The sequence below is a fragment of the Nonomuraea sp. CA-143628 genome, from assembly GCF_050942315.1.
Lineage (GTDB): Bacteria > Actinomycetota > Actinomycetes > Streptosporangiales > Streptosporangiaceae > Nonomuraea.
The window spans coordinates 9,665,971-9,684,148 of sequence record NZ_CP192072.1; the positions used below are offsets into that span (position 1 = coordinate 9,665,971).

18 protein-coding genes are annotated in these 18,178 nt (G+C 69.9%); 4 read left to right on the forward strand and 14 right to left on the reverse strand.

The features are described 5' to 3' along the window. Positions 1 to 204 precede the first annotated feature (204 nt). Together ACQP2T_RS43815 and ACQP2T_RS43820 are read left to right on the forward strand one after the other, a co-directional pair. On the forward strand, positions 205 to 1,785 hold the full coding sequence (locus ACQP2T_RS43815) for a serine/threonine-protein kinase (protein WP_433510754.1): 1,581 nt from the start codon (positions 205 to 207) through the stop codon (positions 1,783 to 1,785). 46 nt (positions 1,786 to 1,831) lie between these two features. Beyond that, positions 1,832 to 2,332, forward strand: coding sequence for an NUDIX domain-containing protein (locus ACQP2T_RS43820; RefSeq protein WP_433510755.1), 501 nt, complete (start codon positions 1,832 to 1,834; stop codon positions 2,330 to 2,332). Here the strand turns inward: ACQP2T_RS43820 and ACQP2T_RS43825 are convergent. From ACQP2T_RS43825 to ACQP2T_RS43835, 3 genes are read right to left on the reverse strand one after another with little or no spacing between them, the layout of a single operon-like run. Continuing rightward, positions 2,318 to 3,139, reverse strand: coding sequence for a carbohydrate ABC transporter permease (locus tag ACQP2T_RS43825; RefSeq protein ID WP_363991203.1), 822 nt, complete (start codon positions 3,137 to 3,139; stop codon positions 2,318 to 2,320). The genes ACQP2T_RS43820 and ACQP2T_RS43825 overlap by 15 nt on opposite strands. Continuing rightward, a complete protein-coding gene (locus ACQP2T_RS43830; RefSeq protein ID WP_433510756.1) occupies positions 3,139 to 4,068 on the reverse strand; it encodes a carbohydrate ABC transporter permease in 930 nt (309 codons plus the stop codon). The genes ACQP2T_RS43825 and ACQP2T_RS43830 overlap by 1 nt, the downstream gene beginning before the upstream one ends. Beyond that, positions 4,065 to 5,435 (reverse strand): extracellular solute-binding protein, encoded by a 1,371-nt coding sequence (locus tag ACQP2T_RS43835; RefSeq protein ID WP_433510757.1) that lies wholly within the window; start codon positions 5,433 to 5,435, stop codon positions 4,065 to 4,067. Before ACQP2T_RS43835 ends, ACQP2T_RS43830 begins: the two co-directional genes overlap by 4 nt. A gap of 153 nt (positions 5,436 to 5,588) precedes the next feature. Between ACQP2T_RS43835 and ACQP2T_RS43840 the strand changes: the two genes are divergently transcribed. Further along, positions 5,589 to 6,752: an ROK family transcriptional regulator gene (locus tag ACQP2T_RS43840; RefSeq protein WP_433510758.1), complete on the forward strand. Its 1,164-nt coding sequence runs from the start codon at positions 5,589 to 5,591 to the stop codon at positions 6,750 to 6,752. Here ACQP2T_RS43840 and ACQP2T_RS43845 read toward each other — a convergent pair. The 6 genes from ACQP2T_RS43845 to ACQP2T_RS43870 all read right to left on the reverse strand — a co-directional run bounded on the left by ACQP2T_RS43845 (position 6,730) and on the right by ACQP2T_RS43870 (position 12,531). Continuing rightward, entirely contained in the window at positions 6,730 to 7,587 is an 858-nt protein-coding gene (locus tag ACQP2T_RS43845; RefSeq protein WP_433510759.1) for a hypothetical protein, read from the reverse strand. The two genes, ACQP2T_RS43840 and ACQP2T_RS43845, sit on opposite strands and share 23 nt — an antisense overlap. A 136-nt stretch (positions 7,588 to 7,723) precedes the next feature. Then, positions 7,724 to 8,452 carry an SDR family NAD(P)-dependent oxidoreductase gene (locus ACQP2T_RS43850; RefSeq protein ID WP_433510760.1) on the reverse strand — a complete coding sequence of 243 codons (729 nt, stop codon included), beginning with the start codon at positions 8,450 to 8,452 and terminating at the stop codon, positions 7,724 to 7,726. A gap of 10 nt (positions 8,453 to 8,462) precedes the next feature. Next, positions 8,463 to 9,239: an SDR family NAD(P)-dependent oxidoreductase gene (locus ACQP2T_RS43855; RefSeq protein ID WP_433510761.1), complete on the reverse strand. Its 777-nt coding sequence runs from the start codon at positions 9,237 to 9,239 to the stop codon at positions 8,463 to 8,465. Next, positions 9,236 to 10,561: an MFS transporter gene (locus ACQP2T_RS43860; RefSeq protein ID WP_433510762.1), complete on the reverse strand. Its 1,326-nt coding sequence runs from the start codon at positions 10,559 to 10,561 to the stop codon at positions 9,236 to 9,238. Before ACQP2T_RS43860 ends, ACQP2T_RS43855 begins: the two co-directional genes overlap by 4 nt. Before the next feature lie 81 nt (positions 10,562 to 10,642). Beyond that, positions 10,643 to 11,518 (reverse strand): polysaccharide deacetylase family protein, encoded by an 876-nt coding sequence (locus ACQP2T_RS43865; RefSeq protein WP_433510763.1) that lies wholly within the window; start codon positions 11,516 to 11,518, stop codon positions 10,643 to 10,645. Between the two features lie 2 nt (positions 11,519 to 11,520). Then, the gene (locus ACQP2T_RS43870) at positions 11,521 to 12,531 is read right to left on the reverse strand and encodes an asparaginase (RefSeq protein ID WP_433510764.1); all 1,011 of its coding nucleotides are present in this window, start codon (positions 12,529 to 12,531) and stop codon (positions 11,521 to 11,523) included. Between the two features lie 160 nt (positions 12,532 to 12,691). Between ACQP2T_RS43870 and ACQP2T_RS43875 the strand changes: the two genes are divergently transcribed. Then, on the forward strand, positions 12,692 to 13,714 hold the full coding sequence (locus ACQP2T_RS43875; RefSeq protein WP_433510765.1) for a LacI family DNA-binding transcriptional regulator: 1,023 nt from the start codon (positions 12,692 to 12,694) through the stop codon (positions 13,712 to 13,714). 2 nt (positions 13,715 to 13,716) lie between these two features. Here ACQP2T_RS43875 and ACQP2T_RS43880 read toward each other — a convergent pair whose 3' ends face one another. From ACQP2T_RS43880 to ACQP2T_RS43900, 5 genes are read right to left on the reverse strand one after another with little or no spacing between them, the layout of a single operon-like run. Next, a complete protein-coding gene (locus ACQP2T_RS43880; protein ID WP_433510766.1) occupies positions 13,717 to 14,481 on the reverse strand; it encodes an amino acid ABC transporter ATP-binding protein in 765 nt (254 codons plus the stop codon). Beyond that, the gene (locus tag ACQP2T_RS43885; RefSeq protein WP_433510767.1) at positions 14,478 to 15,425 is read right to left on the reverse strand and encodes an amino acid ABC transporter permease; all 948 of its coding nucleotides are present in this window, start codon (positions 15,423 to 15,425) and stop codon (positions 14,478 to 14,480) included. The genes ACQP2T_RS43880 and ACQP2T_RS43885 overlap by 4 nt, the downstream gene beginning before the upstream one ends. Continuing rightward, on the reverse strand, positions 15,422 to 16,351 hold the full coding sequence (locus ACQP2T_RS43890; protein WP_433510768.1) for an ABC transporter substrate-binding protein: 930 nt from the start codon (positions 16,349 to 16,351) through the stop codon (positions 15,422 to 15,424). Before ACQP2T_RS43890 ends, ACQP2T_RS43885 begins: the two co-directional genes overlap by 4 nt. Then, the gene (locus ACQP2T_RS43895; protein ID WP_433510769.1) at positions 16,351 to 17,205 is read right to left on the reverse strand and encodes a nitrilase-related carbon-nitrogen hydrolase; all 855 of its coding nucleotides are present in this window, start codon (positions 17,203 to 17,205) and stop codon (positions 16,351 to 16,353) included. Before ACQP2T_RS43895 ends, ACQP2T_RS43890 begins: the two co-directional genes overlap by 1 nt. Continuing rightward, entirely contained in the window at positions 17,202 to 18,143 is a 942-nt protein-coding gene (locus ACQP2T_RS43900) for a hypothetical protein (protein ID WP_433510770.1), read from the reverse strand. Before ACQP2T_RS43900 ends, ACQP2T_RS43895 begins: the two co-directional genes overlap by 4 nt. Between the last annotated feature and the right edge of the window lie 35 nt (positions 18,144 to 18,178).

Sequence of the window (18,178 nt, forward strand, 5' to 3'; positions counted from 1 at the left end):
CCTCCAGGGGGCGGGCGTCAGCCCGCCTGGGAGAACGTCCGGAGCGAAGCGGAGGCCCTTTGGGGGAGAGCACCGATCGGCGCCCACTCGGCAGCGCAGACCCCTAATATCACTTCTGTCCGCATAGACCCCGATAGCGGAGGAAGCAGTGGGCAGCCCCGGGACCGAGAACACGGCAGGACGTGCGCGAAGCGCGGCGGTCAGGTGACGCTGCTCGCGGGCCGCTACCGGCTGCTGTCGCAGCTCGGCCAGGGCGGCATGGGCACCGTCTGGCGGGCGATGGACGAACTGCTGCGGCAGGAAGTGGCCGTCAAGGAGGTCCGGCTGCCTCCGGACCTCGACGAGGCGGCACGTACTGAGCTGGCCGAACGCACGTTACGCGAGGCGCGGGCCGCGGCGCGGCTGCGCTCCCACCCGTCGATCGTCACCGTGCACGACGTCGTCCTCGACGGCGGCCGGCCGTGGATCGTCATGGAGCTGGTCCGCGGACGCTCCCTCGACCAGACCGTACGCACCAACGGCCCGCTGGCCCCGCGCCAGGTGGCCTGGATCGGCCTCCAGATGCTCGGCGCGCTCGGTGCCGCGCACGCGTCGGGCGTACTGCACCGGGACGTCAAACCCGCCAACGTCATGCTCACCGACGACGGGCGGGTGCTGCTGACCGACTTCGGGATCGCGACCGTCGCGGGGGACGCCGCGCTCACTCAGACCGGCCTGCTCACCGGCTCGCCCGGCTACATCGCCCCAGAGCGCCTGCGCGGCGAGACCGATGGCCCGCTCGCCGACCTGTGGTCGCTCGGTGCCACGCTGTTCACGGCGGTGGAGGGCGGGCCGCCGTTCGCCCGCGCCAACCAGGCCGCCGTGATGGCGGCCGTCCTGATGCAGGAGCCCGCCCCGGCCCGTCTGGCCGGCCCGCTCGGCCCCGTACTCGCGGCGATTCTGGAGAAGGATCCGGTACGGCGCTGCGCCCCCGGCCAGGCGGCCGACTGGCTGAACGCCATCGCCCAGGGCACCGTGCAGCCCCCGTCGGAGGTGGGCCCGGCGCCCGTTGGACCCGCGTTCAGGACAGGACCCGCGTTCAATACGGGACCCTCGTCCAGGACGGCCGGCACCGACCCGGCCCTGCACCGCGAGCGGACCCAGGCGGGCGCTGTGCCCAGGCGCAGCCGCCTGCCCCTCATCCTCCTGGGCGCCGGGCTGGCGGTCGTGCTGGCCCTGGCCGCAGGGGTGGTGGTCTTGGTGCGGGTCCTGCCGAACTTCACCGCCACCTTCAGCGAGACGATCGGCGACACCTCCACCCCGGCCCCGACGTCCCGCTCGACGGGGGCCGCCCAGGCGCTGTTCGGGCGCGACTTCGAGGCGTGCGGCCTGCTGACCAACGCCCAGGCGCGCTCGCTGCTCGGCGGCGCGGTGAAGCGCCAGTTCCAGACCGCCAGCGCCTGCATGTGGACCAGGCCCGACAACGGCGCGTTCGTGAGCGTCACGGCGAACCGCCTGCAGGACGCCTCGGTCGCGCGCCTGACCCAGAAGCAGGAGGTCAAGACCATGAAGGAGGAGCCGAAACGCTATCCGGGGACCAAGGTCCGCAAGGGCCCGGACGTGGGCGACGAGGCGTACAGCTTCACCAGGGGCGAATCCGTCGTGGGCACGATCTACCGGACCCAGATCTCCTTCCGCCTGTCGAACGCCTGGGTGATCATCTACCACACGGGTCGGCAGCCGGGCTTCACCACCGCCGACCGTACGGCCAAGCTGGTAGTCAAGGCCCTCGACCGGCATCGCTAGTCCCGAAGAGGACCCCGGCCACGACGGACCGTCATAGTCTCACCCCATGGCGATCAAGAACTCGCACTGCTCCTTCTGTGGCAAGGCGTTCGCACCCGACCAGACGTGGCCGCGGGCCTGCGCCGGCTGTGGCAACACCGTCTACCTCAACCCGCTGCCCGTCGCGGTGCTGTTGCTGCCGGTGGACGACGGTCTGCTGGTGGTCCGGCGTGGTATCGAGCCGCACCGGGGTGAGCTCGCTCTGCCCGGCGGCTTCATCGACGTGGGCGAGAGCTGGCAGCAGGCCGCCGCCAGGGAGCTGTACGAGGAGACGGCCGTCGTCGTCGACGCGGACCGCGTGCGGCTGTTCGACGCTCACAGCGCTCCTGACGGCACCCTGCTGGTGTTCGGCCTGGCGCCGCCGACCGTCTCGGCCGCCTTGCCGCCGATGGTGCCGACGGCCGAGACCATGGAGTGGTCGGTGATGGGCGAGCCGCGGGAGCTGGCCTTCCCGCTGCACACCCGGGTCGTCTCCGCGTACTGGGAACGCCGCTCAGCCCTTCACTGATCCGGCGAAGCTGAAGGAACCGGCCAGGTACTTGTTCACGGCGACGTAGAGGACCACGGCCGGGGTCGTGTAGATGATCGAGAACGCGGCCAGCTCACCATAGGCGACCTGGCCGTACTGGGAGAAGAAGGTGTAGATGGTCACCGCCGCCGGCTGCTTCTCCGGCGTGTCGAGGAGGACGAACGGGGCGAAGAAGTTCCCCCACTGGCCGACGAAGACGAAGATGGCCACGACGGCCACCCCGGGCGCCATCAGCGGCCCGACGATCCTGAGCAGCGACTGCACCCAGCCGGCCCCGTCGACCCAGGCCGACTCCTCCAGGCTCACCGGCACGCCGTCCATGAAATTCTTCATCATCCAGATGGAGAACGGCAGCGAGCTGGCGGCCAGGAACAGCACCATGGCCGGGATCGACCCGTACAGGTTGAACCGGAAGAACATCGAGTAGACCGGCACCATGATCGCCGTGACCGGCAGGCCGGTTGTGAAAAGCAGCGTCAGCATGAAATGCCGCTTGAAACGCAGGGTGTAACGCGACAGGGGGTAGGCGGCGAGCCCGGCGACGATCACGGTGAGGATCGCCGTGCTGCCGGAGATGAGGATCGAGTTGATGATCGGGTGGTAGATGGTCTCCCAGGTCAGCACCGCGCTGAAGTTCTTGAGCGAGAACTGGAAGGTCGGCTGCGCGGCGAGGTTGGCGTCGGGCTGCAGCGAGGCGAGGATCACCCACAGGAACGGCCCGAGGAAGGCCAGCGCGATCACCGCGAGCGAGATGAGTGCCGCGCCACGGGCGGCCAGGCGCGTCATCAGGTGTCCACCTTGATCAGTCGCAGGTACACGAGGGAGAACGCGGCGCCGATGACCAGCATCACCAGGGCCATCGCGCTGCCGTAGCCGATCTCGAAGTAGCGGAACGCCTGCTCGTACATGTAGAGCGGGGTGGTCTGGCTGTCCGTGCCAGGACCGCCGCCGGTGAGGGCGTAGATCAGGCCGAAGCTGGCCAGGGTCTGCAGCGTGATCAGCATGAGGTTCGACAGGATGGAGCGGCGGATCAGCGGCAGGGTGATGTGCACCAGGCGCCGCCAGGTGCTCGCCCCGTCCACCGCCGCCGCCTCCAGCAGTTCTCCCGGTACGTCCGACAGCGCGGCGGAGTAGACCAGCATGGAGAACGCGGTGCCGCGCCACACGTTGGCCAGGATGATCGCGATCATGGGCGCGCTGTAGAGCCAGTCCTGGGAGAAACCGAGGGCGGAGAGCGCTTCGTTGAGCGTGCCCTCCTCGGCCAGGAAGGAGTACCAGCACGCCGCCGCGACCACCTCGGGCACCACCCAGGCCGCGATGACGATGCCGTTGACCACGCTCCTGACCACTCGTCCCCGGCCCCGCTGGAGCAGCGCGATGATCAGGCCGAGGGTGTTCTGCCCGATGACGGCCGAGCCGATCACGAAGACGAAGGTCAACAGGAGGGAGTTGCGGAAGTCCTCGTCGCTGAACATCTTGACGAAGTTGTCCACGCCGACGAACTGCGAGTTCACCGACGCGGCGCCGGTCAGTGTCTCGTTGGTGAAGGCGATGTAGACGCTCCACAGGATGGGCCCGACCATGAAGATCACGAACATGATCAGGGCGGGCCCGAGCGGCAGCAGCCAGCGCAGGGTGCGCCGGGCCCGCCGGCGCGGCTCCCCCTTGTCAGGGGAGCCGGCCAGCCGTGGCGGCGTCACGGACGTGACGGTCATGAGCCGGGGATCACCTTGTCCGGGCCGCCGACGACGCCGGGCAGCGCGTCGGCGTACTCCTTGGCCGCCGCCTCCGGGGTCTTGGAGCCGGTCGTCATCGCCTCCATGACCTTCTGCACCTCGGCCGAGACCTTCGGATAGACCTCGTACGCCGGGCGATAGTGCGTGACCGACGCCAGATCGGACCAGAACTTCACGCTCGGGTTGTCAGCGCTGTACTTCGGGTCGGCGGCCACGTCCTTGCGCGGAGCGAGGTCACCCGTGCCGACGGAGTACACCAGCGTGTTCTCCTTGTTGGTCGCCGTGGCGATGAAGTCCCACGCGTCCTTCTTGTCCTTGGCGTAGGAGCTCATCGCCATGACCCAGCCGCCCGACATGCTGACGGCGCCGGGCGCCTGGCCGTTCTGGGTCGGCATGGCGGTCCAGCCCATCTTCTCGGCCCACTGCGGCCACGGTTTGGTGCTGGTGGGCCGCCAGCTGCCCGACATCCAGGCTCCGTCGAGGTCGATGCCGATCTTGCCGTTGGGGAACCAGTCGAGCCCGATCTTCTCCCCCAGCTTGGGGTTGAACGCGTCGGCCTTCTTCGGGCCGAGGTCCTCGCGGTAGATCGTGTTGATGAAGGCGAGCGAGTCGGTGAACGCCTTGCCGGAGGAGACCCACTTCTTCTGGGTGTCGTCGTAGAGCGTGCCGCCGGGGGTGCCGTAGAGCAGCATCTCGAAGCCCTGCATGGTGGCGGCCTCGCCGTGCGGCTTGGTGGAGTAGATGCTGAAGGGGACGACGCCGGGCACCTTCTGCTTGATCGCGCGGGCCGCGGTCAGCACGTCCGCCCAGGTCTTGGGCTGCCACGGCAGCTGGATGCCGGCCTTGGTCAGGATGTCCTTGTTGTACCAGAGCCCTCGGGTGTCGGTGCTGATCGGAACACCGTAGATCTTGTCGTCGGGGCCCTTGGCGGCCTGTTTGACCGAGTCGGGGTACTGGGTGGCCCAGTCGGGCCAGGTCTTCAGGTAGTCGTCGAGCGGGGCAAGCTTGCCGGCGGCGACGTCGGCGTTGACCTGGAAGGTGTCGTGGAGGTACACGTCCGGAGCCGACTCGGCCGAGCGGTTCAGCAGGGCAAGCTTGGTGTAGTAGACCTCGTTGCCGCCCTGGACCGCGGTCAGCTTGATCGTCACGCCCTTGTGCGCGGCTTCGTACTGCGTCTTGGCCTGTTTGAGCATTTTCTCCAGGTGCGGCCAGGAGGGTTCCACTTTGTAGAGGACCTCGATCTCCTTGGCCCCGTTGGCGCTCTTCTGCGGCGTGTCCGCACCACATGCGCCGGCCGTGGCGGCTAACGCGATTGTCAGGATCGAGGCCACCATCGCTCGTCTCATGGGACTCCTTCTCACCGGCCCACAGAACTGACTTGACGAGACGGTAAATCTTTTTGATTTATTAAGTCAACGATGGAAGCCCAAAAACACGGGGAGCAGTCGTACATGCAGAAAGGGACAAATCTCCCGAAAGTAGGCCATTTCAATCGGGCCGTGGTCCTGGAGGCGATCCAGGTCTCGGACGGCATCAGCCGCGTCCAGATCGCCGGGCGCGCCGGGCTCACCGCCCAGACCGTCTCCGTCATCGTGCGCAGACTCCTGGAGGAAGGGCTCGTCATCGAGGACGGCTCGCTCCCGTCCCGGGGCGGCAAACCGCGCACGATCCTGCGGGTGGACCCGACCGCCGGATACGCCGTCGGCATCCACTTCGACCCCGGCGAGATCTCGTACGTGCTGGCCGACCTGGCGGGGCAACCGGTCGCCAAGCTGCACACGGCCGTACGGCCCGGTCTCGCGCCCGACGCGGTCATCCGCCAGATGGCCCGCACCGCCCGCAGGGTGCTGCGGGAAGCGGGCGTACCCGACCGCAAGGTGCTGGGCATCGGCCTGGCCTGTCCCGGCCCGCTCGACGCCGAGGGCATCATGAACGTCCCGCCGCGCCTGACCGGATGGGACCACGTACCCATCAAACGCCTGCTGGAGCAGCACGCCGGTTTCCCGGTGACCTCGGACAACGACGCCACGGCAGCGGCGATCGGCGAGCGCTGGGCCGGGGTGGCACGGGCCGCGCCGAGCTTCGCCTACCTGTATCTGGGGACCGGCATCGGCGGCGGGCTGTTCCTCGACAACCAGATCTACCGCGGCCGTTCCCTCAACGCCGGGGAGTTCGGCCACATCACGGTGGCGCCGGACGGCCCCGACTGCTATTGCGGCAACCGCGGCTGCGTCGAGGCGGTCTGCTGCCCGAGCGCGATCGAGGCGACCGTACGGGCGCGGCTGGCCGAGGGCGCCGAGAGCACGCTGACCGCCGAAGGGCTCGACCACGCGGCGATCTGCGCGGCGGCCGCGGCCGGCGATCCCCTCGCCGGTACGGTCATCGGCCAGGTCGCGGCCCGGCTCGCGGACGCCGCCGTGAGCATCGTCAACATGCTCGACATCGACCTGCTGGTGCTGGGTGGCCCGGCGATGCACGAGGTCGCGGACGTCTACCGGCAGGTGGTCGCGGCGGCCGTGGCCACCCGGCCCCTGGCCCGCCGCCTCCACACGGTCCAGGTCGAGACCTCCCCCATCGCCGCCGACGCCGCCGCGATCGGCGCCGCGTCGCTGGTCTTCCACGCCACGTACGCCCCCCGGCTCAGTACGCTCCTGAACCGCTGACCTCCAGGCGTCCGTACGGTTGCGTACGGGCGCGAACCACGTGACCGGCGCGGATCTCCACGTCCAGCAGCGCCGCGTCGTCGTCGAGAGGGCAGCTCAGAGCGAAGGCCGTGTCGTCGAACCGGCCCGCCTGCCGCGCCCATTCGAGCCGGACGACCGCATCGGCGGCGAGCGCCGCGGATCGGGGTGGCGGCACGGACGGGCCGTCCAACGGCCGGCCCCACTGCGCGCTCACTCCCTCGACGCGCGCCAGATAGAGCCGTCGCAGCCACACCGGCGTCGCGAGTTCGGCCAGTACGGCGAGCGCCGCCGCCTCGTCCGGCACCAGCACGACGGCCGCCGCGTCCGGCAGCGCCGCGTCGACCGCTTGGTCAGGCACGACTACGTCGACCGCCGCAGCACCAAGGGCGGGGCTTGGCGGCGCGAGGGGGTCTACGCGCAGGACGATCCCCATACGGCCGTCCGCCGCCGGGACCGACAACCGCCCCGAGGCATGCGCCGGGTCGGGCCAGGTGATCGAGCCGAACGACGCGGAATTCATCGCACCGGCCATCTCGCCACCCGAGGGCTGGCCCAGGTCCGGCCCGGTGGCGGAGCCGGACGACGCGGAACCTGCCACACCGGCCAACTCGCCGCCCAGGAAGCGGCCCAAATCCGGCCCGGAGGCGGCGCCGGAGCCGGTGCCAGTGGCGGAGGACGACGACGCGGAGCGTACCGCCGCGACCAGTTCGCCGAGCGTGGCGCAGACCACGGCGCCACCGGTGGGACGGACGACGAGCCAGCCACCGCCGGAAGGCGAGACCCGCACCCCTGGCGACGGCCGTACCCTGGTCACCGCGCGAGCCACCGCCGCACGGGCGCCCGGCCCGGTGACCCAGGGCCGCGCCCAGTCCGCGTCCCCGCGTTCACCGCAAGCACCGCAAGCACCGCACATCAGCCATTCGCTCTTTCCAGAAGGCTTGCCACACGGATCACGGCATGACGTCGCCGGAGTTGGGGCCCAGGGTCTGGCCGACGTACAGGTTGCCGCCGGGGTCGCTGGCGAGCAGGACCGCCGTCGGCGCGATCTCCTCCGGGCGGCCGAACCGGCCCAGAGGCAGCTCCGCCCGCTTGGCGGCCTTCCATTCCTCGGTGATCCCGGCCACCATCGGAGTCTCGATGGGACCGGGTGCGATCGCGTTCACCAGCACATTGTGCTCGGCGACCTCGAGCGCGAGCGACTTGGTGAGCCCGATGACCCCGGCCTTGGCCGCCGCGTAGTGGCTGAGCGAGCGGCCGCCCTTGATGCCGAGCTGGGAGGCGATGTTGATCACCCGTCCCCAGCGCCGCTCGACCATCTGCGGCACGACGTACCGGCAGCACAGGAAGACCCCGGTGAGGTCGACCGCGATCGTCTCCGCCCACGTCTTCGGGTCCATCTCGACCAGCGGCGCCTCGGTGAGGATGCCGGCGGAGTTGACCAGGACGTCGATCGGGCCGAACCGGTCCAGGACGCTGGAGACGGCCCCGGCGACGGAGCCGGGATCGCTGACGTCGACAGCGACGTGCCCGGCCGCCCCGATGTCGGTGGCCGCGCGCTCGGCGTCCAGGTCCGCCAGGACGACCTGGACGCCCTCACGGAGGTACGCCTCGGCGATGGCGCGGCCGATGCCGCTCGCGCCACCGGTGATCAGCGCGGTCCGGTGTTCCAGAGCGGGCATGGGGTCCTCCTCAGGCGGGCATGCGGACCGTGAGCCCGCCGTCCACGACGATGTTCTGGCCGGTGATGTAGCCGGCGTCGGCCGAGGTGAGGAACCGGATGACGGAGGCGACCTCCGCCGGCCGGCCCACCCGGCCCCACGGGATGTCCTGTCCGGCTCGGGCCAGGCCGTCGGGGCCGAGTGAGTTCACCGGGTCGGACGACTGCGGGGTTTCGATGAGGCCGGGGATGACCGAGTTGACGCGGATCTGCCGGGGGGCGAGCTCCACCGCGAGGCTGCGGCACAGGCCGAGCACTCCGGCCTTCGCGGCGGCGTAGTGCGCGTGCTCGCCCCAGCCGTACACGCCGCCCGCGATCGAGGACACCGCGACCAGCGCGCCGGGACCGGAGATCCGGGCGGCCGCCGAGCGCAGGGTGCGCAGGACGCCGGTCAGGTCGACCTGCAGCATGTCGTCCCAGGCCGCGTCGGTGAGCTCCGCGAGCGGGGCCCGGCGCAGCACGCCGGCGTTGGCCACCGCGATGTCCAGGCGGCCCCACTGGTCGAGCGCGCGCTGGGCGAACGCCTCCACCTGCGCGGCATCCCGTACGTCGACCTCATGCACCACGCCGGCACCACCGGCCCGCTCCACCTGACGGAGGGTCTCGGCGGGGTCGTGCGGGTCGCCGGGGAAGGTGCCAATGACCGTACGGACGCCGTGGGCGGCGTACGAGACGGCCAGCGCGCGGCCGATCCCGCTGGCGGCGCCGGTGATGACGGCGACCTGCCCGTCCGTGTCAGAAAGGGTCACAGCGCGGGCACCTTCCGCGCGCCGAACATCACGAATCCCGACAGGAACGTGCCCAGCGCGCCGACCAGCAGCGCGCCCTGGTTCCAGTCCGAGCCCGCGACCAGCATCGCGGTGATGATCGCGCCGGCCGCGATGGCGCCCGGCTGGCTGATCGCGTTGATGAACGAGGTCCCCGTGGCGCGGCAGCGGGTGTCGTAGCACTCGCCCATGAAGAACAGCATCGCCGAGTACGGCCCCACCAGGAAGAACATGCCCAGCGAGTACAGCACGACCACGGCGAAGGTGCCGCTGGCGACCAGCAGCATGAGCGCGAAGATGACGCCGGAGGCCATCCAGCCGAACGCGATCACGTTGCGCCGCCCGAACCGGTCCCCGGCCCAGCCGTGGAAGACATACCCCACATAAGCGACCGCGTTGATCACGATGAACATCAGCAGGGAGTTGGTGAAGCTGACGTTCTTGCCCTGGGTGAGCACCGTCGTGCCGAGCACGCTGAACACCTGGATGCCGAACCAGTTGACGAACCAGGCGAACCCGAGGACCAGCGTGTTACGCAGCGCGGACCCGCGGAAGATCTCCAGGAACGGCGCCGACTTGGCCTCGGACACGCCGTACTCGCGGGCGAGGACGGCCGCCTCTTCCGTACGGCCCTCCTTGCGCATCCGGTCCATCTTCTGCTGCAGCTCGAACTGCGGCGTCTCACGCAGGCCGCGCCGCAGGAGCGCGATCACGATCGCCGGGAACGTCGCCAGCAGGAAGCAGCCCCGCCAGCCGACCAGCGGCAGGAACAGCGCGATGAAGGCCGCGGCCAGCAGCGTGCCGAGCGGCCAGCCGCCCTGGACCAGGCTGTAGATCAGGCCGCGGCGCTTCTTGATCTTCTCGTCCTCGGTGACGGCGTAGATCTCGTTGAGGTACGTCGCGTTGACCGACTGCTCGGCGAGCCCGAGCCCGCCGATGGAGCGCACGCCGACCAGGTAGGCGGCGTTCATCGTGGCGGCCGAGACCGCCGAGGCCAGCGCCGTGCCCGACACGGTGATGATCATGCCCTTACGGCGGCCCAGCCGGTCGACCAGCGGTCCCACTCCGAGGACCACGATCGCCGTCCCCACCGAGATCAGCGTGGAGATCAGTGACGCCTGCGCCGGGGACCACTGGAACTGGCCGGAGATCTCCGGCAGCAGCGTCCCGAACATGATGTAGTCGTAGACCGCGAAGATCCACGCGAACAGCGCGATCACTGTGGCCTTGCGCGTCTGCCGCACCCCGACTCGTGGGAAAGGCCGGGTGCCCGATTCCGGGATGCCCGATGAGGTGGTTGTCATGGAGATGCCCTTTCGGAGAAAGAGAGTGGGGGGTTTCGCGCATGCGTCATCACCGGACCGGCATGGACAGGCGCGCGGCCGCTACCGGGGTGAGCGGGCCTTGAAGTCGTCGGCGATCTCGTCGAAGGTCACCCAGCGCACGCCCTCGTGGCCGCTGATGTACTCGATGAGCCGCTCGTGCATGAGCAGGCTCTGCGGCCTGCCTGAGACGTCGGGGTGGATGGTCATGGTGAAGACCGCATAGTCCGATTCGCGATAGACCCAGTCGAACTGGTCTCGCCACATCTCTTCGAGGTGGCGCGGGCTGACGAAGCCGTGGCTGTTCGGGCTGGCCTTGACGAACATCATCGGCGGCAGGTCGTCGAGGTACCAGTTGGCCGGGATCTCCACCAGGTCGGTCTCCTGGCCGCGCTCCAGCGGCTTCATCCACTCGGCCGCCGGGCGCGAGTAGTCGATCTTCGTCCAGGAGTCGCCGACGCGGACGTAGTACGGCGTGAAGTCGTTGTGCATGAGCGAGTGGTCGTACTTGATGCCCCGCTCCAGCAGGAGCTCGTTGGTGACGGGCGAGAACTCCCACCACGGGGCGACATAGCCGGTCGGCCTGCTGCCGGAGTACTTCTCGACCAGGTCGATGCAGTGGTCGAGGATCGCGCTCTCCTGCTCCCTGCTCATCGCGATCGGGTTCTCGTGCGAGTAGCCGTGCACGCCGATCTCGTGACCGCCGGCCACGACCTGGCGGGTCTGGTCGGGGAAGGTCTCGATGGAGTGGCCGGGGATGAACCAGGTGGTCCGCAGGTCGTACTTCTCGAACAGGCGCAGCAGCCGCGGGACGCCGACCTCGCCGGCGAACAGGCCGCGCGAGATGTCGCACGGCGAGTCCTCCCCGCCGTACGAGCCCAGCCAGCCGGCGACGGCATCGACGTCCACGCCGTACGCGACGAGAATCTCCTTGGGCATGGTCACTTCGTCCTTTCGATCGGAGAGGTATTCCAGGTCCGCGCGCGCAGCTCCTCGCGTACCCGGGCCGGGTCGCGATGGCCGCCGAGCAGCGCGCTCAGCAGGACGCGCGCCTGCGGCGAGCGCAGGGTTCCAGTGGGGATGGCGCCGGCCTCGACGAGATCCGCGCCGCCGCCGTTGCCGTACAGGGCGGCGACGGGTCCGGCGTCGACCCGGGTGGACAGGGCGACGACGACGCCGGCCTCGGTGATCCGGGCCACCTCGTCCCTGATCCGGGGGTTGCCGTTGCCGGCGCCCAGCGCCTGGAGGACGACCCCGGTGGCGCCCGCGTCGACCACCGCGCGCAGCGCGGCGGTGTCGCAGCCCGGGTAGAGGGCCACGATGTCGGTACGGACTCCGTCGAGGTCGAACGTGTCGAGGTCGAGCGGCTTGGCCCGCGCGGGCGTCATCACGATGTTGACCTGGCCGTCGCGTACGCGCCCCAGCGGCCCGCTGTCCGGCGCGGAGAACGCCGACGAGGCGAGCGTGTGCGTCTTGCGGGTGCCGGAGGCGGCGAAGATCTGGCCGTCGAAGCCGATCAGCACCCCCAGCCCGCAGGCCCGGCCGCCCGCCGCCACCGCGATCGCGTCGGCGAGGTTGCGCGGGCCGTCGCCGTCCACCGCGTCGGCCGGCAGTTGCGCCCCCGTGAACACGACCGGGCGCGGGTCGTCATGGAACAGATCGACCAGGTAGGCCGTCTCCTCCATGCCGTCGGTCCCGTGGGTGACGACGACGCCGAGCACGTCGGGGTCGGTGAACGCCTCTCGGGTCCGCAGCGCGACCTCGCGCATGTCCGCGAGCGTGAACAGGTAGCTGCCCGCGCAGAGCACGTCCCGCCCGACGAGTTCCACCCCGGGGTCGGCCGGGAGCCGGCCGAGCAGCTCGCCCGCCCGATCCTGGGCGAGACCCACCCCCTGCCCGTCCCTGCGGGTCGCGATGGTCCCTCCTGTGGACAGGACGATGACCTTGGACACTCGACGGCCTCCTCAGTTACCCAAACGTTTGCGCCAAACGTTTGGTAGCATCTGACCTGCGCCTACGAGATGTCAAGAACTTCACGTTAAAATCAAGAAAACCCCAGCCGGAAGCCGAGGGACATTGGGTGCGAAGAGGGCGCGGCCGGTTACGCTGCAGATGATCGCCGACCAGCTCGGGCTGCACGTCTCCACGGTGTCGCGAGTGCTGCACGCCAAGCCCGGCGAAGGTCTGCGGGCGGCGTCGAGTCCTACCGTGGAACGCGTGCGCAAGCTCGCCGACGAGCTCGGCTACCAGCGCAATCCGCACGCGATGAGCCTGCGCACCCAGCGCAGCAACCTGATCGGCGTGCTGGTCCCCCGGCTGTCCGACGTGGTGCTCGCGACCATCTACGAGGGCATCGAGGAGGCCGCGGCCGAGTCGGGGCTGTCGACGTTCGTCACCAACACGCGCGACCTGTCCGACGTCCAGCGCGCCCGTACGGAGATGGTCCTCGGCCGCCGCGTCGACGGCATGATCTTCGGCGACGCGCACGCGGACACGGGCTTCCTCGACGAGGTCGCCGCCCGCGGCGTCCCGTTCACGCTGGTCAACCGGCGGGCCGGGCGGCACCCGGCGGTCGTCTGCGACGACCGGCTCGGCGGCCGGATGGCCGCGGAGCACCTTCTGGAGCTCGGGCACGAGAAGGTGGCGATCGTCGCCGGTGAGCCGTACGCGAGCACCGGCATCGACCGCACCAGCGGCTTCGTCGAGAGATTCCGCGAAGCCGGGCTCCCGATCCCCGAGCACCGGATCGTGCACTCGCGCTTCGACGCGCGCGGCGGCCACGAGGGGGCCGAACGCCTCCTCGCGACGGGCCCGCTCCCGTCAGCGATCTTCGTGGTCAACGACTTCGGCGCCATCGGCACGATCGGCGCGCTGCGCGACCACGGGCTGCGGGTCGGGGCGGACATCGCGGTCGTGGGCTTCAACGACACCCCGCTGGCCGCCGAGCTGCCGGTGCCGCTCACCTCGGTCCGCTCCCCCATGCACGAGATGGGCCGGCGCGGGCTGCGCCAGCTCGTCCGGGTCCTGGAGGGCGAGCAGGGGGAGACCGAGCTGCTCCGTCCGGAGCTCATCGTCCGGGCGTCGAGCGACCCGGAGCTCTACGCCGCCCTCACCCGGACGGCGGCCCGCGCCTGACCTCAGAGGACCTTGCTGAGGAAGGCGCGGGTGCGCGGGTTCTGCGGGTTGTCGAGCACCTCGGCGGGCGGCCCGGCCTCCACGATGACCCCGCCGTCCATGAACACCACCCGATCGGCCACCTCGCGGGCGAAGCCCACTTCGTGCGTGACGACGATCATGGTGAGGCCGTCGGTGGCCAGGCCCTTCATGGTGGCCAGCACCTCGCCCACCAGCTCGGGGTCCAGCGCGCTGGTCGGCTCGTCGAAGAGCATCAGCTTGGGCTGCATGGCCAGCGCGCGGGCGATGGCGACCCGCTGTTGCTGGCCGCCGGACAGCTGGCGGGGGTAGCTGTCCTTCTTGTCCGCCAGGCCGACCCGCTCCAGCAGGGCCAGCGCCCGCGTACGGGCCTTCGCGCGGGATTCGCCGCGCACCCCGACGGGCGCCTCCATGATGTTCTGCACCACGGTGAAGTGCGGAAACAGGTTGAACTGCTGGAAGACCATGCCGATCTCCCGGCGCTGGCGGGTGATGTCCCGGTCGCCCAGGTGGTGCACCCGCCCGCCGTTGGCGCGGAAGCCGATCAGCTCGCCGTCGACGTGGATGGCGCCGCCGTCGATGGTCTCCAGGTGGTTGACGCACCGCAGGAACGTCGACTTGCCCGACCCAGAAGGACCCAGGATGACGACGACCTCACCCCGCTCGACGGTCAGGTCGATGCCTTTGAGCACCTCCAGGTGGCCGAAGCTCTTGTGTACGGCCCGGGCGTGCACCATGGGCATGCTCATGATGGCGTCTCCTCGCGGGTCGGGGCCGGCGCCGACCGCCGGCGCCGGAACAACAGGAAGCTCCAGAAGCTCTGTGGAGCGTTCCGCGTGGCGCCGCGCGCGTAGTAGCGCTCGATGAAGGACTGGCCGACGTACAGGATCGACGTGATCACCAGATACCAGACGCAGGCCACGATGAGCAGCGGGATCGTCTGGAAGGTGCGGTTGTAGATCGCCTGCACGGTGTACAACAGGTCGGCGAGGGCGATGACGCTGACCAGCGAGGTGGCCTTCAGCATGCTGATGACCTGGCTGCCGGTCGGCGGCACGATGAACCGCATCGCCTGCGGCAGGACGATCCGGCGGAACGTCCGCCCCCGGCTCATGCCCAGCGCCGACGCGGCCTCGGTCTGGCCGGGGTCGACCGACATCAGGCCGCCTCGGATGATCTCCGCCATGTACGCCCCCTCGTTGAGCCCGAGCCCGAGGATGGCGGCCAGCAGCGGCGTGATCAGCTTGTTGGTGTCGGCCGTGAGGAACTCCGGGCCGAACGGGATGCCGAACGAGATCTGCGGCATCAGGGCGGACAGGTTGTACCAGAGCACGAGCTGCACCAGCACCGGCGTACCACGGAAGAACCAGACGTAGAGCCCGGAGACGATCCGCGCGATCGGGTTCTGGGAGAGCCGCCCCATCGCGACGATCACCCCCAGGATCACGCCGACGGCCATGGCGATCACCGTGAGGTAGAGCGTCGTGATGATGCCCGCCCCGATGACCTGCGCGTTGAAGTAGCGCGCGACCACGTCCCACTTGAAGTTGTGGTTGGTGATCAGCAGGTTCACCAGCTGGGCGGCGAGGACCAGCAGGATGATCGAGGCCACCCAGCGCAGCGGGTGCCGCGTCCGCGCCGCCCCCGCGACGTCCACTTCAGGGGGCGAGTGCCGCTCGGTGGCGGTCGTCACTGCTTCGCCGCCAGGTTCACGCCGGCCTGCTTGAGCATGTTTCCGCTGGTCCCCCACTTGGCCATGACCTTCTCGTACGTCCCGTCGTCGATCAGCTTCTGGATGCCGTCCTTGATCACATCCCGCAGCGGCGAGTCCTTGGCCACGACGGCGCCCTGGTAGAGGGTCTCGAACCCGTTGGGCTTGCCGGTGGCCGCCAGCTCAAGCTCTCCGCCCGACTGCTTTACGAAGTAAGTCAGCGGCGCCTGCGAGGAGAAGAAGGCGTCGGCCCGGTTGGAGCGGACCGCGAGGATCGAGGTGGGCTGGTCCTTGTAGGACTGGACCTCGACCTTCTTCTTGCCGTCCTTGACGCAGGTGTCGGACTGCGCCTTGATCACCTTCTCGGCCGACCCACCGGCCATCACGGAGATCCGCAGCCCGCAGGTGTCGGCGATCGACTGGATCTTGTGCGGGTTGCCCTTCGACACGGCGAAGACGACGAACTCCTGCACCCAGTCGACGAAGTCGTTGGAGACCTGGCGGTCGGGGAAGTCGCCCACCGGCCCGAGAGCCAGGTCGTAGCGGCCGGCCGCGATGCCGGTGAGCTGACTGGGCAGCCCGTCCACGGTCACGTGCTCGATCTTGACGCCGAGCAGGCCGCCCAGCTCTTCGGCCAGTTCGGCCGCGGCACCGGTCATTGTCTTGCCGTCGGTGCCGGCGATCTCGTACGGCGGGAACGAGCCGTTGTTCACCGAGACCAGCTTGCCCGCGCTCTTCACCTTGTCGGGCAGGCGGTCGAACAGGGCCTGGTCCTTGGCGTGGCTGGCGGCGGCCGGCGCTGAGGGGGTGTCCCCGACGGCGCCCTGGCTCTCGGTCGGGTTGGCGCCGCATCCGGCCAGCAGCAGGGCGCCGGCCATGACGGCACCGGCGGCTTGGGTCTTACGCATTACACTCCTTGGGCGTTCGAGGTCGAGGGACCGGTCGAGGGGGTGGTGGGGAGGGGATTGACGGTGAAGCGCCGGTTGGCGAGGACGGGCAGGCTCTCGCGGGCCCGGTCGAGCTCCTCGGCCGAGGCTTCGGACCAGAGCAGACCGGGCGTGTCGCCGTTGAGCTGGGCTCGGGTGATGCCGAGCGGGTCGACGAACATGCTGTTGCCGATGTTGCGCCGGCCGCACTCGCCGGACGCGGCCACGTAGTAGGTGTTCTCCAAGGCGCGGGCGGTGACCATGACCTCCCAGTGCCACTCCTTGGCGGGGCCGCGTACCCAGGCCGCGGGCAGCGCGACCACCTGCGCGCCCTGGTCGGCCAGGAGCCGGGCCAGCTCGGGGAACCGGACGTCGTAGCAGGTCATCAGCCCGACCTTCCAGCCCGCGCAGTCGAAGACGACGGGGCTGTCCGAGCTGGCCACCACGTTGTTCGACTCGCGCCGGCCGAAGGCGTCGTACAGGTGCAGCTTGCGGTAGATGGTGATGATCTCGCCGTCGCGGAGCGCGACCAGCGTGTTGATCACCCGGCCGTCCTCGGCGGGCTGGTGCATGCCGACGACCACCGTGGTGGACGTCCCGCGGGTGCGCTCGGCCAGCCCGGTGACGAACGGCCCGTCGAGCGGCTGGGCCGCCTCCCGGATCCGTACCGGATCGTCGATGAACATGGCCATCGCCCCTTCGGGGAGGACCAGCAGGTCCGCGTTCCCGGCGACGGCCTCGTCGAAGAGGTCGCCGCAGGTCTTGAGGTTGGCCGCCCAGTCCTCGGCGGTGGCGAACTGGCCGACCGCCACACGCAGGTTGTTCAGGTTGCTCATCGGGTGAAGACCTCCTGGGGGTCGATGGGGGCGGGGGCGATCCCCTGGGCGTGGAGTTCGGTGCAGAAGGCGGCGGTCATGGCGGCGTTGGCGTCGACGCCGTACGGCATCCAGTCCGCGCCGAAGACCTCCCGGGTCCGGCTCAGGTCGGCGAGCAGCCACGGCGTGGTGTCGGTCAGGAGCCGCCGCCGCGCCAGCCAGTGCCGCTTGGAGCGTTCGAAGAGCTCCTGTACGGCCTGCGGCAGGAAGGGGTGGCGCTCCACGACCTCGCGCTTGAGCGTCACCAGGTGGATGCCGGGGACGAAGCCGTTCTGGCGGTAGTAGTCGAGCTCGGCCGCCGGGTGGTCGGGCAGAAGGTGACGGAACCGGTTCTCCGGGGTGAAGAAGCCCTCGGGCATGAACGGGGTCATGATCGCGTCGAGCGTTCCGGCCTCGAGCTGCTCGGCGAGCGAACCGTCGGTCACGCTGACGTTGTCCGGCAGCTTCGCCGTGCCGACCCGGTCCTTGCCCGGCTCGGGCGCGTCCACGGCGCCGACCGTCCACTGGATCCCGGTCAGGTCCACCCCGGCCGCCCGCAGCAGCGCCCGCGTCCAGGTGTTGCCCGAGTCCGGCCAGCCGGTCAGGCCGATCCGGGCCCCCTTCAGCTCGGCGAACTCGCGCAGCTCACTGTCGCGCCGCACCAGCACGCACCGCTGCCGGAAGCCGCGCATCACGAAGACGGGCAGTCCCACCAGCCGGTCGTCACCTTTGCCCCGGCCGAGAACGTACCTGCTGAAGGAGGTCTCCCCGCCGTCCAGCTCGGGCTCGCTCAGCACGTCCGGCGTGATCGACCGGGAATCGAGATCCAGGTCGAACGCCTCGGACGTCAGAGTCCCGGTCGCCACGGGCACGAGGTGATCCCAGTCCCGGAGGCCGAGCCGAATGCGAGGTTTCGTCACAAAAACTCCCTTTAGCGATGTATTGGGCTGTACCT

Coding starts and splice junctions, on each gene's coding strand:
- ACQP2T_RS43820 (WP_433510755.1), top strand. CDS start 1,832: ATGGCGATCAAGAACTCGCACTGCTCCTTCTGTGGCAAGGCGTTCGCA.
- ACQP2T_RS43825 (WP_363991203.1), bottom strand. CDS start 3,139: ATGACGCGCCTGGCCGCCCGTGGCGCGGCACTCATCTCGCTCGCGGTG.
- ACQP2T_RS43830 (WP_433510756.1), bottom strand. CDS start 4,068: ATGACCGTCACGTCCGTGACGCCGCCACGGCTGGCCGGCTCCCCTGAC.
- ACQP2T_RS43835 (WP_433510757.1), bottom strand. CDS start 5,435: ATGAGACGAGCGATGGTGGCCTCGATCCTGACAATCGCGTTAGCCGCC.
- ACQP2T_RS43850 (WP_433510760.1), bottom strand. CDS start 8,452: ATGCCCGCTCTGGAACACCGGACCGCGCTGATCACCGGTGGCGCGAGC.
- ACQP2T_RS43860 (WP_433510762.1), bottom strand. CDS start 10,561: ATGACAACCACCTCATCGGGCATCCCGGAATCGGGCACCCGGCCTTTC.
- ACQP2T_RS43865 (WP_433510763.1), bottom strand. CDS start 11,518: ATGCCCAAGGAGATTCTCGTCGCGTACGGCGTGGACGTCGATGCCGTC.
- ACQP2T_RS43875 (WP_433510765.1), top strand. CDS start 12,692: ATGATCGCCGACCAGCTCGGGCTGCACGTCTCCACGGTGTCGCGAGTG.
- ACQP2T_RS43880 (WP_433510766.1), bottom strand. CDS start 14,481: ATGAGCATGCCCATGGTGCACGCCCGGGCCGTACACAAGAGCTTCGGC.
- ACQP2T_RS43890 (WP_433510768.1), bottom strand. CDS start 16,351: ATGCGTAAGACCCAAGCCGCCGGTGCCGTCATGGCCGGCGCCCTGCTG.
- ACQP2T_RS43895 (WP_433510769.1), bottom strand. CDS start 17,205: ATGAGCAACCTGAACAACCTGCGTGTGGCGGTCGGCCAGTTCGCCACC.